The organism is Paenibacillus sp. FSL K6-2393 (genome assembly GCF_038002545.1).
GTDB lineage: Bacteria > Bacillota > Bacilli > Paenibacillales > Paenibacillaceae > Paenibacillus.
Genome location: NZ_JBBOCU010000001.1, coordinates 6,094,303 through 6,109,103, shown reverse-complemented (window position 1 = coordinate 6,109,103; position 14,801 = coordinate 6,094,303). Strand labels below are relative to the sequence as shown.

Here is a 14,801-nt window from a genome sequence, read left to right as displayed (position 1 = left end):
ACTTCTTTGATCTTGGAGGTCATTCTCTGAACGCAACCATCCTTACATCCAGAATTTCAAAGCTGTATGAAGTGAATATTAGGTTGGAAAGTTTTATTAAGGAGCCTTATATCGCTGGGATAGCAAAAAAAATGGAGCATCTGGACAGAGGCGTCGTCAGCGAGATTCGACCTGTAAAAAGCCTGGAGCGCTATCCTCTTTCAGCAGCACAACGCAGGATGTTGTTTATTCATCAGCAATCACCTGAGGATATTAGTTATAATATGTCAGGCGTTTTTCAGATTAAAGGCCATGTAGACATACAGCGCCTTGAACAGGCTCTCACATTACTGACAGACAGGCATGAAATCCTACGTACTTCCTTTCATTTACATGAAGGCGAGTATACACAGGTTGTACAGTCAAATCCAGAGATTCATTTTGAGTTCCTGAAATCCAACGATCAACCGTCTGAATTAATACGCTCGTATATTCGGCCTTTTGATCTTGGACGAACGCCTCTATTTAGAACTTTGATCGTCGAGCAGTCAGAAAATAAGTATCTGTTTTTGTTCGATATGCATCATATCATTGGTGACGGGTTCTCCATGCCGATTTTAGTTGAAGATCTCTTGCGGTTGTACAATGGGGAAAGCTTAGCTCCAATTCAACTGCATTATAAAGATATAGCGGCATGGCAGGAAGACAGGCTAACTTCTGGCACATTGTCAGATCAGGAGAACTATTGGATTAAGAACATGCAGGGACAGTTACCAGAGTTACATTTGCCGGTTGATTATCCGGATCAGAACAAGCATCAGACCTCTGGTGGTACCGAAAGATTAAAATTAGATTCAATGTTAAGCAGTGAAATCAAAGAGTTTTGCAAGAACGAGAATGTCACCTTATTCATGTCTATGATGACTACTTACTATATCTTGCTCCATAAATGGATCGGACAAAGAGATTTGATCATTGGCACACCTATTGCCGGCCGGACACATCCGGATATGGAGAAGGTTCCAGGGTTATTCGTCAATACGCTGGCTATGCGTCTGTCCGTTCAACCTAAGCAAACCATTAAACAGCTTCTGACAGAGGTAAGAGAGTTATGTCTAAATGCCTATCAAAATCAGGACTATCCATTCGATAGACTTGTAGACAGACTCTCCGAAGTTCATCAGAAAAAAGTCCAGCTGTTTCAAACCATGTTCCAACTGGAAACCAGCTTCGGAGGAAAAGGAGTTACGGACTTTGAAGTAACACCGATTCCTTTTGACGGGACGTCCAGCAAGTTTAAATTGACCTTTTCTGTAGAAGACTATCAAGACACATTATCTCTCCGTATTAAGTATGATAGGGATGTTTTCAAGTCTTCCACGATCAAAAGACTTCTCGATCAGTATTTGGAAATTCTTACTGTATTACTGAAGGATAGCGACCTGTCCATTGAAGATATAAGCCTCGGTCATGCTGCTCATGAATTGGCTGTATCTAATATGGAGGACATTGATTTTGTTTTTTAACCATATTGACCGAAGAGAATGCTAAATTTTCTTCGGTCATCCATCTTAAACGGGGTGAGCATCACTGATAACTAAACTGTTTCCCTATATCCTTCGCTGGAAAGGCTGGTTTGGTCTTGCTGTATGCACATTAATCTTGCGAACGGTTAGCGATATGACATTGGTCTATTATCTGAATAGGATCGTGACGGCACTTTTGAATAAAGACAACAACTCATTAGCGCCTTTGGCAATTATTATTTTTTTATGTGCATTCATAGGAGTTGTCTCAATCATGATAGGCAGATACTCCAGTACAATGTACGCTGTCAAATGTACAACAAAAATACGTGATGAACTGGTTGCTTCTGCTGCTGATATGTCTATTTCTCGAAAAGGGAACTACACTTCGGGGCACTGTTCTACGGTCTTGTCATCAGATACTTCTGACGTACAAGAGTTTTTGGAAATTCATCTGCCGAATCTGATATATCAACCCTTAATCTTTATCTCTTCACTAGTGTACTTAAGTCTGATTGATTGGCAATTTCTCCTGCTAGTTGCCTTTATTGTTCCTCTTTCTTCATATGCAGTACAAAAAATATCGAAGCCAATAGAACGAGGTACCAAGGTATCTCAAAGAGTCTTCGGATCAGCAAATAGTATGGTTGGAGACCTGTATTACGGAGTCAAAGAAATTAAAAACTATAATCTGGCAAGCTACTGGATTGAACGGTATAAACACTTAGCAGAGAAAGTGCTGATAAAGCAGCTTGCTGTTTCAAGATCCCGCTCATGGATACGTGGAGTGACGGTTGCGGTGCAGAGTATACCTTTTATTATCTGTTTGTTTTTTGGGGGACAAAGAGTGCTGCAAGGGGAGATGCGTGTGGAAGACCTCCTAATCTTTATCTACTTGCTGAACTACCTAGTTCAACCTATAACAGTGATACAATCAGCAGCGGCCCAGATTCAGATAACAAGAGCAGCTGTAACACGTATCTTTGACATGATTTCTACTGTACCAGAGCACGGAAACAAACAGGTGAGAAAAGCGATTGAGAGTAAGCCGACTGTCAATTTTAATAATGTGACTTTCAGTTATGAGAATGGAGCAGAAGTGACAAAATCAGGAACTTTTATAGCTAATAAAGGAAGCATCACTGCTCTTTGCGGAGCTAGCGGAAGCGGCAAAAGCTCTATATTTAATTTATTATGCGGGTTTATTCAACCGCAATCTGGCAAGATACAAATTGCAGGTAGGAGCATAACGGAGACAAGTATTGAAGACTACCGCAATTCCATTGCCATCGTTACACAAGAGCAATTCCTGATTCCCGGGACGATAAAAGATAACATCGCCTTGGGTGATCCTGACGCTAGCGACAAAGAAATTATAGAAGCTGCAATCATTGCCGGAGCAGATGAATTTATTCAATCTTTGCCGTACAGCTATGATACACAGATTCAGGAAAGAGGAAAAAACTTATCAGGGGGACAAATGCAGCGATTAGCCATCGCCCGTGCATATCTAAAAAAGGCTCCGGTTTTATTGCTGGATGAACCATCTTCCGCCCTTGATGCGCAATCAGAAGCCAGCTTATGGGCTGCACTCGCTAAAATGAAAGAAAGAATGGCAATTATCGTCATTACTCACCATTTGTCCATGCTTCGTCATGTAGACCAAGTGCTCTATCTAAACAAAGGAAAATTGCATCAGGTTAAAGATTTGGAAGGTTTGAAGATGAAGGAAGTCAACGGAACAATGATACTGCATTCTGGTGAGGGAATGAATACATGAGAAGATACTTTCGACAATTCCATGATTTAATCGTTCTCCTACAGATTAGAAAAAAAACAGTTGTCCCCTACGCCATAGGAATTATTATAGATTGCTTGCTTACTTCGGCTGTAACAGTATCCATGGCATTTGGGCTGCAAGCGATTGTTGATGCCATTGTTAATGAACAAACAGCACGTTTCTGGTCGGGACTATCTATCATTACATTTGGTTTTTGTGTAGCTATCCTAGTTTCCCCTTTCTTTGCTTATTTAACATGGAAAACGATTAAACATTGGTCTTACGAGATGCGTAATCATTTGGTTGCTCATCTGATGCGTTTGCCACTTCTTTATTATGATCGGAATCATGGTGAGAGCGTGCTCTCGTTATTTACAAACGACTTGGTTATTGTTGAAAAAACACTGACAGATCGATTGCGCAACTATGTTTACTATCTTGTTTTAGGCATAGTGACGATTGGTGCCATGATGTGGCTCGATATGCGATTGGCCACCATATTGATTTTAGTTAACGGAGGCTTGCAATGTATTAACGTTCTTTTAAATCGGCGTATAAAGGTGCAAAGTGATAAAATACAGGCTTCGAAAGCCATTCTTTCTGAACGATATATCGATATTTTTCATGGGACCATCCTTATCAAAATGTTTCCGAAAAGCCAATATTTGCGAAGAAGGTATGAGCAAGGTGCATCTGAATTGGTTTCGGATACGACGATATTTAGTGGACTGGCAGCTATCAGGGATGGTATTAATGTTCTCTCCGGTTTCATTGGCTTTGGCGGATTACTAGTGGCTGGCGTTTTTCTGATTGCTGACGGTAGACTTGATCTGGGGACACTCATGGCATTTATTCAATTGCAATTTAACATCAGCTTTGTTCTTGTGCAGTTAGGTACTCAATACTCCCAGGTGATTCAAGGAATTTCCGGCGCAAAGCGAATCAGAGACTTTCTGTCTGAAGTACCGGAAAAGGACCACGGAAAAGGGGCGCTTGTAGCTACACAAAAGCAAATATCTTTTCATCAAGTATCCTTTCAGTTTGAAAATAGCAGCCAAGGCATTAAGGAGGCCAGCTTCACTATATCAACGGGACAAAACGTTTCTATTGTTGGTGCCAGTGGCAGCGGCAAAAGCACGATTCTGAAACTATTACTCGGTTTTTATCGTCCTACAGCCGGAAACATTACACTTGGCGATATGGATTTAGAAGAAGTCCAGCCTTCCATCCGCAATGACCTGATGGCGTTTGTTTCCCAAGATCCTTACATTTTTCCTGGCACTGTCGAAGAGAACATTCGTTTGGGTAACATGCAGGAAGATATTAACCAAATATATGAAGCAGCCAAGAAAGCTAATGCTCACCAATTCATTATGGAGCTGCCGCATGGATACCAGACTCTCCTTGGCAATGGAGGAGCCAGTCTATCAGGCGGGCAAAAACAACGTATCGCTATTGCTCGGGCAATCCTTAAAGCAGCACCAATTCTTATATTAGATGAAGCTACATCAGCTTTAGATGAAGAATCCTCCAGGATAGTCAGCCGGGCATTGGATCAATTCATGAAGGATAGGACAACGATCTCGGTAACACATAAGATTGATGAGACAGTGAAATCAGATCTGGTTCTCGTTTTTGACGGAGGCGAACTGATACAATACGGTTCTCCAGAAACGTTGATGAAACAAAAGGGGAAATATCGTTCGTTGTATAACGTCTATCACACTTCTTAATTTTTTTACAAGTGGTTTGAAAGGAAGAGACATGATCTATGAGAATATATTCATTTCCTCATGCAGGCGGTTCTGCTACGGTATATTTAAAATGGAAAAAATATTTTTCACCCCTCCTTGAACTTCGCCCTGTGGAGTTGAAAGGACACGGTTCACTTTTGGGAAGTCGTTGTTTTACAAATATGGATGATATGGTTGCAGATATTTACGAGCGAATAAGAACAGAATTAAGAGACGAACCATTTGTCCTTTTGGGACATAGCATGGGAAGCTTAATCGCATGGGAGTTGGCTAACTATATCAAGGCAAAGGAAGGTATAAGTCCCTATCATCTCTTTCTTTCTGGTATGAAGCCGCCACATTTAAGAGTAAGAGAGGAGATACAGACTCATCGTTTAGGTCGACAAGCCTTTAAGAATTCGGTAGCTCGTTTAGGCGGGATGCCCATTGAGATGATAAAGGAAGATAGCTTATTTGAGCTGTTTGAGCCGATTTTACGAGCTGATTTTCAGATATGTGATACTTACCTGTTTGAAGGACCCATACAAAAATTAAACTGTGGAATTACAGTTTTTGGTGGGCTTGAAGATGAAATCTCTAGGGAAGAGTTAGAAGAATGGCGGCTTTACGGTGACTATTTCCAGCTTCATATGTATGATGGAGGACATTTTTTCATTGACCAGCATATTAAAGAGATTACACATATCGTAAATCAGACCTGTAGTTTAATGTATTATCCATGAATTGTTTCGAAATAAATAATATATCATTAAAATACATTATATACCTCTTTTTGTATTATTGTGTTAATCTAAAGTTGTAATGATTTTTTTAAGGCGGTGGAAAAATGACAACTGAGGCGCTGTTGACTTTAAAAGAAGTTACCAAGAAATACGGTAATCGAGAGGTGTTATCAGATATCTCAATAACGATTAGTCAAGGAGACTGTATTATTTTAAGAGGAAGTAATGGATCTGGAAAAAGTACGATGCTCCGGATCGTGAGTGGATTAATCCCAATAACTTCGGGACAAAGGTTGCTTAAGCACTCTAATTTAGTAATTGGATATACACCTGACCGACTATCAAAACTAAGGATGACTTCAACTGAGTATCTGACACATATGGGAAGAATATCGGATATTCCTAAAAGAAATCTTAAAGACCGCATTAGGGAGTTGCATGAGTTTTTTAATCTTGAACAAAGTGATAGTTTGAAGATGACTCATTTCTCAAAAGGAATGTTGCAAAAAACCAATTTAATGCAAGCTATGATTAAAACGCCTGATGTCCTTGTATTGGATGAGCCCTTTTCAGGATTGGACAAAGAATCAACCGGACATTTGCTTCATTCACTGAAGAAAATAAAATCTCAAGGAACATCAATTTTGGCAGCTGTTCACGATCCGTTGTTGGCAAGTCAATTGGAGAGTAGCACGTACTGGATTCGGCAAAGGAGATTAACGAAGGAGGATGTAGATAGTTCTTCAGACCAGAAGGCTGCCTATTTTGAACTGGAAGGTGTTTTAAATCAGGACGTAGTGGATATCCTTCCCAACTTGTTTCCAGATATTACGTATAAAACAGGTGATAGCGGCTATATGTTGTTTACCTTTATGCATAAAGATTATCGTGAATTTTTACCTGAATTTGTACATAAAGGTGGAGAGATTATCAGCCTAACAAGAAAGGAGCTGAGATAATGACTTCATTAATATCATTTCTACATACTTGTTTCATGCGTTCTTATCGCTATGGGCCAGCTACGTTTGTTTTTTTTCTAGGTATCATTTTTGTATATAGTGTAGTTCCAAACCCCGTGATGGCCAGTTATGCCTTTTCCACAACATTTTTATTTATTGTTTCTGCAGTTATTTGTTATACGCTTATTGATATCGAAACGGCGAATCAGGAATCGGTAACTATGCTGCATAGTGGAAGTTTACTAAAACTTTATATTTCAAAATTGTTGTATAGCTGGATTTTTTCCGTTCCCCTGGCTCTATATGCTGTTTTTTTTCCAGCCATATTCCAAAAATTCGATAGAAATCCTAGCCTCGAAGAACTAAGCATGTCCCTCCTCTACCATGTTGCTTCATCTTGGTTGGGAATCGCTTTAGCTTGTTGGTTCAGTTCTAAATTTATTCGTTCCCGCGTAATGTCTTTTTTAATGTTAAGTGTTCTCATTGTTATTACGCTTTCTGTACAGGGAATTGAAAATTTTTTACCTGATGGGTTGAAAAAAGCAATTGTATTACTGCCTCCTCTAAACAGTACTATAAATGTGCTAGTTGATTACGAATCACAAACGCTGTTCAGCAAACTATCAGTAATAGGAGCATCATTATTATATGGTGCCATGCTTACTATGTTGTTTTTGTTCATGCTTCACAAACGAAAGCTGGATACAGCCGGACAATAATGAGCGACTCGAACTGACGGCAGCAGTACAATGTGGCACCGAATGCGCTGAAGGTTAGTTCAGATGTGCAATTCGGAACGTCCAACGATGCTGTAAAACCAAGCCGCCATGATGATTTATAGCTGCGAAAGTTGCGAAGCCGACCTACACGCAGGCTGCTGCCGACCCGATCAAACAGCAACGATTTCAGGAAGAGACATTTCCCGAATAAAAAAACTCGAAATCGGGGAAATCGACCACCTTCTGTTTGAAGATGAGTTCATGATCACTGACTACCAGGCCTTGCAGCACACTTGGTTTCTGAAAGGAAAACAGCGGATCATTACCACGACAGGCAAACATCGGGGCGTGAAGCTACTCGCGACGCGACTCTCAACTATGAAACGGGACAGATTCATTGGACGGAAGATGAGCAATACAATTCCGAGACGTTTCTGGCCTTTCTTCAGCAGATTCTTTCGGCCTATCCAAGCGGCAAAATTACTATGGTGTTGGATAACGCAAGGATTCATCATGCCCGATTGCTGCAGCCATTTCTGGAGGAGAACCGGGATCGGTTGGTTCTGGTGTTCTTACCTGCGTATAGCCCACAATTCAATCTGGTCGAAGCTCTGTGGAAATGGCTCAAGGCAGATGTCATTAACAATGTGTTCTATTCGACCGTTGCCGAAATCTGCCTGCGTCTTGAAGACGGTTGTCTATCCGGTATTCTTTAGTTGAACTTATATAGTTGAGTTAAGTGAATCAATTTTATAATGCACAGTTTGAAAAAATACTTATTCACGAAACAGAGCAAAAACCGGATTGAGCATAGATCAATCCGGTTTTTGCTCTTCACATCGACTTACCTATACTCCATCAATCTACGTTAAAATGCACGATTGCACTATATAACATCTTGTTGCGAAAAGGGTCAAATGTTACTTGATGTTGAACTTGCTTCACGCGCAGCATTAATGCTTTGTTCATTCCGATTCGGTCTTCGATCGCTCGTTCCAGTTCACGGAAGTCATAAGCCTGCAAGCATTCGACTTTGTCTTTGATCATATCCAGTGAAATTTCCATATATAATTCAGGCCTCCTTAAATCTCGATTTGCAGGTTAAAAGCCTGTCGAGCTTCATTTTAGAGGAGCTTTTCCAGTTCGGCAAGAGCAATCGGGCTGAAAATCTAATAAAGACGTGATAAAATCGGGAAAGGGCAATTTTAAGATCATCGAACTTTCATTAATCTGAAGATCTAATGGAAGTTATAACAGATACTGCTGTTTGAACAAAGTTACATTTGCATGGTATAAGTGAAGAAGAAGCTAGGACACCATAATGTGAATCGCAACGAAACTGCGAATGATCATGTAAATGATAGGCAAGCAGATGCAAAGAGTTACGTTTTATTATTATTAATGAGGACATGGACTGTCCTGGAATGTATAGAGGAGCTTTTGAGATGACAAAGGAAAACTTTTGGCGTGAATTGCCACGACCATTTTTTATACTGGCACCTATGGAAGATGTGACAGATGTTGTGTTCCGGCATGTCGTAAGTGAAGCGGGCAGACCGGATGTGTTTTTTACGGAGTTTGCGAACACAGAGAGTTATTGTCACCCGGAGGGGCACCATAGTGTGCGTGGACGGTTGACGTTTACAGCGGATGAACAGCCGATTGTGGCTCATATCTGGGGAGATAAACCGGAATTCTTTCGTGAGATGAGTATCGGTATGGCGAAAGAAGGATTTAAAGGCATCGATATTAATATGGGCTGTCCTGTAGCGAATGTTGCGGAGAATGGAAAAGGAAGTGGCTTGATCTGCCGGCCAGCCCTTGCGGCGGAGATTATTCAGGCGGCGAAAGCCGGAGGGCTGCCGGTCAGTGTGAAAACGCGTCTCGGATTTACTGAGGTCGATGAATGGCGCGACTGGTTGACTCATATTTTGCAACAGGACATCGTGAATCTGTCTATTCACCTGCGTACGAGAGAGGAAATGAGCAAAGTAGACGCTCACTGGGAACTTATTCCGGAGATTAAGAAACTGCGTGACGAGATAGCGCCTAATACTCTTCTGACGATTAATGGGGATATTCCTGACCGTGAGACAGGCCTGAGACTCGCGGAGCAATATGGTGTGGATGGTATTATGATTGGACGCGGTATCTTCCAGAATCCGTTTGCTTTTGAGAAGGAGCCGAAGGAACACAGCAGTAAGGAATTGCTTGATTTGCTACGGCTGCATTTGGATCTCCATGATCAATATTCCGAGCTTGAACCACGTTCGTTCAGCCCGCTGGCCCGTTTTTTCAAAATCTATGTTCGTGGCTTCCGCGGTGCTAGTGAGCTGAGAAACAGCTTGATGAACGCCAAAACCACTTCTAAAGTACGCGAATTGCTCAATGAGTTTGAAAGTAATGAACAGGTGGAATAGAGTAAGACGTAATCATGGATACGGAGTATGATTCAGATAGATTTAAAAGCAAAAAAAAGAAGCGGAGGATTTACCGCTTCTTTTTTTTGCTTTGCTGTTTAACGCGTATACTCAGGCTTCTCCATCGCGACCGGTTGAGGATTGGCAAGCACCCATAACACAGCCAACTCGGATAATCTGGCAGGCGCATCAAAATCGTATCCATTGCGAAGCCTGCTGACCAAGTCTGCTGCCTCTTGGAGAAGTGCGGGGGCGAGTGGCGCACCAGTGCCTAGGTAACGAATCAGAGAATCCAGCATCTTACGATACTCCGCATCCCAGTTTCCACCGCCATTATCTAATACTTCATGGGATACACGTCCTGTGATGCGGATGACCTCTCCCTGCACCGTTTGAGCATGGCCCTGGGCCGGGATGAGAGATTCCCACAGCTCTTGGTGCTGTTTGGTCCAAGAGGTTGCCTTTACCTGAATGGGTGAAGTCCCGTCATGCATGATCCGATTCGCTACCGGCTCGATATCAAATAACTGGTACAGTTTGATCAGCGCGTTTGAAACTTCATCGACCTTGTCCTTATTGAACTTCTCACGGACGAATTCAAAATCCTTACCGATCCGCTTCACAGACTCTTTCATTTCCGAGGTGACTGCTGCACCAGCATCCAGCAGAATTGCTGAAATTTTCGACATACTGACTATATCGCTATTCCTGCAATTGGCTAACCCCTTAGCTAATGGCGTATTTCCCTGTTTATTTTCTACGTTAATCGTAGCGCCTTGGTTTACCAACTCTTGAACCACTTTGGTTCGATACCCATTGACCGCTGCATGTAATGGTGTTTCATTTTGGTAATCCACAGCGTCCAGATCCGCACCTAATTCAAGGAACAGGGGTACATTTCCTGACCAGTGTGAGGCATGGGCATGTAAAGGCGTGCGTTGATATTTGTCGCGTGCATTAATGTCTGCTCCTTGTGCTACCAGCCAGCGGACCAATTCATCCGAAATATGCCGAAAGCTGAGGGCCGTACCTTTGCTGTAGCCCCCACGCGCATCCCATTCGCATTGCTCGAAAATTTCTTTTACGGTAGCGATATCATTATCTTTAACGAGTTTTTCCATATGAGCAGGTAAGGTTGCTTTCTTCGTAGCCATTACACTCTTCCTCTCCTTTGTGAATAACGCCGTATGTTCCAATGGTAGGCTATGACGATTTAATAGTAAGTAGATAATTTTCTGCAATTTTATCACATAGGGAATTTTAAAACCAATAACTGGGTTTCTTCCATCATCAATTTGGTTTGCTATGTTATAATTTAGATGAATGTTGATACTGGAGACGGATTGAAAAATATTTGAAATGATCGCCGCAATTCATGCGGTAGGCTTTTGATAATAGGAGGATATATGTCCTGGAGTAAATTGAAGCAACAACTGGAGAGTTTTCTTAGTCCTGCGTTAGTTGGAAGGGTGGAGTACCGTGCCACCAGCTATAGCTATTCACCTGATAAATCAGGCAATTGTTATATTACTGTAGATAAAAAGAATGTACTCAACATGAGTGATACTACAACCCCAATTCGATGGTATCAGTCAGAGCAGGAGATCAAGAGCGACCCGGAAATCATGATTCCTGTGAGCGATGCAGAGATTGAAGCTATTCGAAAAGATTCCAAAGGACCCATTCCCGAGGATCGTCTTCATGTCATGGCAAGAAGCAGAAAAATCTCCGTACATGCCAAAGAGCTTTTGTTGGCTCAGACCGCACTCAGTAAATCAAATTTTACTGTTGCAGCTACGACGTATCTATCCACTTCTATAGAGGATAATCTGGAGAGCAAGGATATCTTGTTTAATATTCTGGCTTTAATGGACAGACGAGTTGGCAAAAAGCGAATTCTAAACATGTCGGAGCAGGTCAAATTAAAGCATCCAGCGGTACAATATTTTTATGAACTGCGTCGTCGTACGGTGTGAAATTTAATAACTTTTGATATAGCTTTTAACTATAACCAGTTATGGTTTTTAAGTATCCCTTCTAACTGCTCTCAGCGTGATATGATCATTGTATACAACGAGGGGGTTTTTTACATGACTGATAAGTTCCAGATCGTAGGAAGTTTATTGCGGCCAGATGAGCTGCTGAAATATAAAACACAAATTGAACATAATGATGATATCCAATATCCGTTCTATGAAAACTACGAAGGATATGAGAAGTGTGAGACAGAGGCAATCAAACAAGTTGTCGCAAAGGAAATCGAACATAACTTGTCCGTGGTTACAGATGGCGAATTCTCCAAATCGATGTGGCATCTGGACTTTGTATGGGGATTTGGCGGAGTGAAGCGTTACATCGCGGATCATGGCTATTTTTTCAGAGATGTGGATGGAACTTCGAAGTATGAAACACGCAAAGATATCGGACTGCGCATCACTGATAAATTGAGTGGAAAGAACCATCATTTCATTCAACTGTTCCAACAACTGCAAGACACGGCTGGCGAGCAACAAACGAAGCTTTGTGTACCATCGCCTTCACATATTTTCGGTGAGCTTTCCTGGTCGGATAACATTGGTGGAACGGATGCTGTATATCAAAACATACAGGAGCTCAAAGAGGGTCTTGTGATCGCGTATAAGGAATTCGTGGAGGAATTCGCTGCAGTGGGCGGTAAAATTCTGCAATTCGATGATTGCTTGTGGGAACTGTTTGCAGACGACAACCCGAACTCTCCTTTTACAGGGGAAAATATTAATCAAGATGAAGTAAAGGGTCTCGCTACCGAATTCATTGATATTAATAATACCGTGATTGACTTTGGTCATAGCCTTGGCTTGAAAATGTGGACACATAACTGCCGCGGCAATTATGATTCCCGCAACATGGGTGGTGGATCGTATGCCAAAATTGCGAATCTGTTCCTGAAGCAATTGAAATATGACCGTTTCTTCCTGGAGTGGGATGATGATCGTGCGGGTTCAATTGAAGCTCTGGAAGTGTTCAAGGACAGACCTGAAACGGAAATTGTACTGGGTCTGTTGTCATCCAAAACGAGTACACTCGATGATGAAGCACGTGTTGTCCGTTTGCTGGACGAAGCTTCCAAAATCATTGATAAGGATCGGCTGCTGTTGTCTCACCAATGCGGCTTTGCATCTTGTGATGGCGGTAACGAATTAAGCGAAGCTCAGCAATGGGCGAAGATTGATCAAGGGCAGAAGATTGCAAAGCAATATTGGGGCAGCACCGTCTAGAATTCAAGCTGAATATATTGTGACCTTATAAACACATTGCTCGATCAATAGTGTTCTGTGCGATAATGAAACGGCGACTTTTCCTCTGGAATCTATCCAGGGAAAAGCCGCCGTATTTGTTGTGGAACGTACACATGGGTACGTGCTCATTTCTATAACTTTTTTAAACTAATGATGAGGCAGGCATGTCTTTCTTTATTACTTCGATTCACGATGTGCCAGCCATTCCTTTTTCAACAAAGCATATTGATACGTATTCTCGTATTTCGGTGTGCCGTCCTCATTTTTGACAAAAGAAATGAACTCCAAAAAAAGACCTTCCCGGCGCATGCCCAGCTTCTCACACAGTTTCTGAGAACGGAAGTTATCATCCTCGACATAGGCGTACAGTCTTCTTATTCCCTGTTCCATAAAGAGATTTTCGATGAAAGCATTGGCGCTCTCACTGGCGTACCCTTTCCCTTCAAATCTGCCATTAAAATTCCAACCTATACTATACGTATCTGAATTCGAATCTTTATCCGTATCGGAATCCCGATCTTCCCTCATACCAAACAGCTCACCGATCAGCTCGTTACTGTCTTTTAGGCAAACCGCGATGTGGGAATCGTCAGTGCTTCTTTTTGCGACCTCTGCCGCCGCATCTTCCAATGTTGAAATTTGTTGATCCATAAAACAATTCACTCTGGGATTTGCTGTGTATTCCAACAGTCCGGCTGCGTCCGTTACGGTGAAATTTCGCAGGATTAATCGATTGGTTTTAAGTATTTGCATAAGATGATATACCTCCGGTTTTCATATCAATAGATTGGTTTTGTTCATGTTGTATCTCTTTTTATTTTACGAGACTCCCTATTCTTACTATAACTCGGTATAGCCTTGGGTTTGGCTTTGGTACTGTCTGACCGGGAGAACAATCCCACCAATTTCTCCCTATAGATATAACCGAGTACAAACCCGATCACAGCGATAACAGAAATAATAATGGCGATCGTGTATTGTTGCATATGAATCGTGGACCCTATAACGGTAGATGCGATGATCCACGGCAGACGACCGACGATAAGGATCGTGAAGAACCTAAACGAACTAATCGATGTAAGTGCGGCGACAAATACAAGCATGTCTTTGGGCAAGCCGGGAATCACGAAAAAGATAAATAAAAAAGCGGAGAACTTCTTCTCATCATGAATTAACGACATCCACTTATTATTTTTCTTTTGCATTAGTCGTGAAATATAGGCGCGACCGATATAACGGGTGAAATAAAAGGCGATCGCTGAGCCTATAATCAAGCCTATTGTAGTATACAAGGACCCAAGTGTAACCCCATAGATATAACCGCCTGCGACCTGTACCACTTCTCCTGGAATAGGTGCAACCACGATCTGAAGAATCTGGAATAAAATAAACATGACCGGACCCCAATGGCCTGTTGAATGAATATACGCTCTGAAATTGTCCATGGAAGACATGATTTTAATAATGGCAGGAGAATAATACACCAGTAGACCAATGGACAACATGATGAACAGACCCAACAATATGTTAATCATTACTTTTTTCGAAGTTTGTGGCATTCCTGACGACCCCTTTGTGTAATAACTTCTACATATTTACAGTATAAGACGAAATTATTAAGAGATACCTACATAACTTCTGAAGAATTCTTAAGTCGATTGTAT

13 protein-coding genes and 1 pseudogene are annotated in these 14,801 nt (G+C 41.6%); 10 read left to right on the top strand and 4 right to left on the bottom strand.

The window, feature by feature from the left end; genetic code table 11:
* The 7 genes and pseudogenes from MHI14_RS27065 to MHI14_RS27035 all read left to right on the top strand — a co-directional run.
* On the top strand, positions 1–1,505 hold a 1,505-nt coding region (locus MHI14_RS27065; protein WP_341131661.1), incomplete at its 5' end, for a condensation domain-containing protein.
* A gap of 64 nt (positions 1,506–1,569) precedes the next feature.
* A complete protein-coding gene (locus tag MHI14_RS27060) occupies positions 1,570–3,285 on the top strand; it encodes an ABC transporter ATP-binding protein (RefSeq protein WP_341131767.1) in 1,716 nt (571 codons plus the stop codon).
* Entirely contained in the window at positions 3,282–5,018 is a 1,737-nt protein-coding gene (locus MHI14_RS27055) for an ABC transporter ATP-binding protein (protein ID WP_341131660.1), read from the top strand. Before MHI14_RS27060 ends, MHI14_RS27055 begins: the two co-directional genes overlap by 4 nt.
* Before the next feature lie 38 nt (positions 5,019–5,056).
* Entirely contained in the window at positions 5,057–5,761 is a 705-nt protein-coding gene (locus MHI14_RS27050; protein WP_341131659.1) for a thioesterase II family protein, read from the top strand.
* 104 nt (positions 5,762–5,865) lie between these two features.
* Positions 5,866–6,720 (top strand): ATP-binding cassette domain-containing protein, encoded by an 855-nt coding sequence (locus MHI14_RS27045; protein ID WP_341131658.1) that lies wholly within the window; start codon positions 5,866–5,868, stop codon positions 6,718–6,720.
* A complete protein-coding gene (locus MHI14_RS27040; RefSeq protein WP_053779308.1) occupies positions 6,720–7,439 on the top strand; it encodes a hypothetical protein in 720 nt (239 codons plus the stop codon). Before MHI14_RS27045 ends, MHI14_RS27040 begins: the two co-directional genes overlap by 1 nt.
* A gap of 136 nt (positions 7,440–7,575) precedes the next feature.
* Positions 7,576–8,113: pseudogene (locus tag MHI14_RS27035) on the top strand (IS630 family transposase); the annotation flags it as partial.
* A gap of 184 nt (positions 8,114–8,297) precedes the next feature.
* Here MHI14_RS27035 and MHI14_RS27030 read toward each other — a convergent pair.
* The gene (locus MHI14_RS27030; protein WP_047840531.1) at positions 8,298–8,504 is read right to left on the bottom strand and encodes a DUF2536 family protein; all 207 of its coding nucleotides are present in this window, start codon (positions 8,502–8,504) and stop codon (positions 8,298–8,300) included.
* Positions 8,505–8,884: 380 nt separating this feature from the next.
* Here MHI14_RS27030 and MHI14_RS27025 point away from each other — a divergent pair, with 380 nt between their 5' ends.
* Positions 8,885–9,859, top strand: a complete 975-nt coding sequence (locus MHI14_RS27025; protein WP_076329554.1) for a tRNA dihydrouridine synthase — start codon at positions 8,885–8,887, stop codon at positions 9,857–9,859.
* 98 nt (positions 9,860–9,957) lie between these two features.
* Here MHI14_RS27025 and MHI14_RS27020 read toward each other — a convergent pair whose 3' ends face one another.
* The gene (locus MHI14_RS27020) at positions 9,958–11,013 is read right to left on the bottom strand and encodes an ankyrin repeat domain-containing protein (protein ID WP_341131657.1); all 1,056 of its coding nucleotides are present in this window, start codon (positions 11,011–11,013) and stop codon (positions 9,958–9,960) included.
* 252 nt (positions 11,014–11,265) lie between these two features.
* Between MHI14_RS27020 and MHI14_RS27015 the strand changes: the two genes are divergently transcribed.
* Complete coding sequence (locus MHI14_RS27015; protein WP_341131656.1) at positions 11,266–11,835, top strand: SF0329 family protein; 570 nt, start codon at positions 11,266–11,268, stop codon at positions 11,833–11,835.
* Positions 11,836–11,949: 114 nt separating this feature from the next.
* Positions 11,950–13,116: a cobalamin-independent methionine synthase II family protein gene (locus MHI14_RS27010; RefSeq protein WP_076253801.1), complete on the top strand. Its 1,167-nt coding sequence runs from the start codon at positions 11,950–11,952 to the stop codon at positions 13,114–13,116.
* 198 nt (positions 13,117–13,314) lie between these two features.
* On the opposite strand, the gene MHI14_RS27005 is transcribed toward MHI14_RS27010, so the two are convergent.
* Both MHI14_RS27005 and MHI14_RS27000 read right to left on the bottom strand, forming a co-directional pair.
* Positions 13,315–13,890, bottom strand: a complete 576-nt coding sequence (locus MHI14_RS27005) for a GNAT family N-acetyltransferase (protein ID WP_341131655.1) — start codon at positions 13,888–13,890, stop codon at positions 13,315–13,317.
* Between the two features lie 44 nt (positions 13,891–13,934).
* Complete coding sequence (locus tag MHI14_RS27000; RefSeq protein WP_289391154.1) at positions 13,935–14,696, bottom strand: TVP38/TMEM64 family protein; 762 nt, start codon at positions 14,694–14,696, stop codon at positions 13,935–13,937.
* Between the last annotated feature and the right edge of the window lie 105 nt (positions 14,697–14,801).

Coding starts and splice junctions, on each gene's coding strand:
- MHI14_RS27025 (WP_076329554.1), top strand. CDS start 8,885: ATGACAAAGGAAAACTTTTGGCGTGAATTGCCACGACCATTTTTTATA.
- MHI14_RS27010 (WP_076253801.1), top strand. CDS start 11,950: ATGACTGATAAGTTCCAGATCGTAGGAAGTTTATTGCGGCCAGATGAG.
- MHI14_RS27045 (WP_341131658.1), top strand. CDS start 5,866: ATGACAACTGAGGCGCTGTTGACTTTAAAAGAAGTTACCAAGAAATAC.
- MHI14_RS27000 (WP_289391154.1), bottom strand. CDS start 14,696: ATGCCACAAACTTCGAAAAAAGTAATGATTAACATATTGTTGGGTCTG.
- MHI14_RS27005 (WP_341131655.1), bottom strand. CDS start 13,890: ATGCAAATACTTAAAACCAATCGATTAATCCTGCGAAATTTCACCGTA.
- MHI14_RS27030 (WP_047840531.1), bottom strand. CDS start 8,504: ATGGAAATTTCACTGGATATGATCAAAGACAAAGTCGAATGCTTGCAG.
- MHI14_RS27040 (WP_053779308.1), top strand. CDS start 6,720: ATGACTTCATTAATATCATTTCTACATACTTGTTTCATGCGTTCTTAT.
- MHI14_RS27055 (WP_341131660.1), top strand. CDS start 3,282: ATGAGAAGATACTTTCGACAATTCCATGATTTAATCGTTCTCCTACAG.
- MHI14_RS27020 (WP_341131657.1), bottom strand. CDS start 11,013: ATGGCTACGAAGAAAGCAACCTTACCTGCTCATATGGAAAAACTCGTT.
- MHI14_RS27015 (WP_341131656.1), top strand. CDS start 11,266: ATGTCCTGGAGTAAATTGAAGCAACAACTGGAGAGTTTTCTTAGTCCT.
- MHI14_RS27050 (WP_341131659.1), top strand. CDS start 5,057: ATGAGAATATATTCATTTCCTCATGCAGGCGGTTCTGCTACGGTATAT.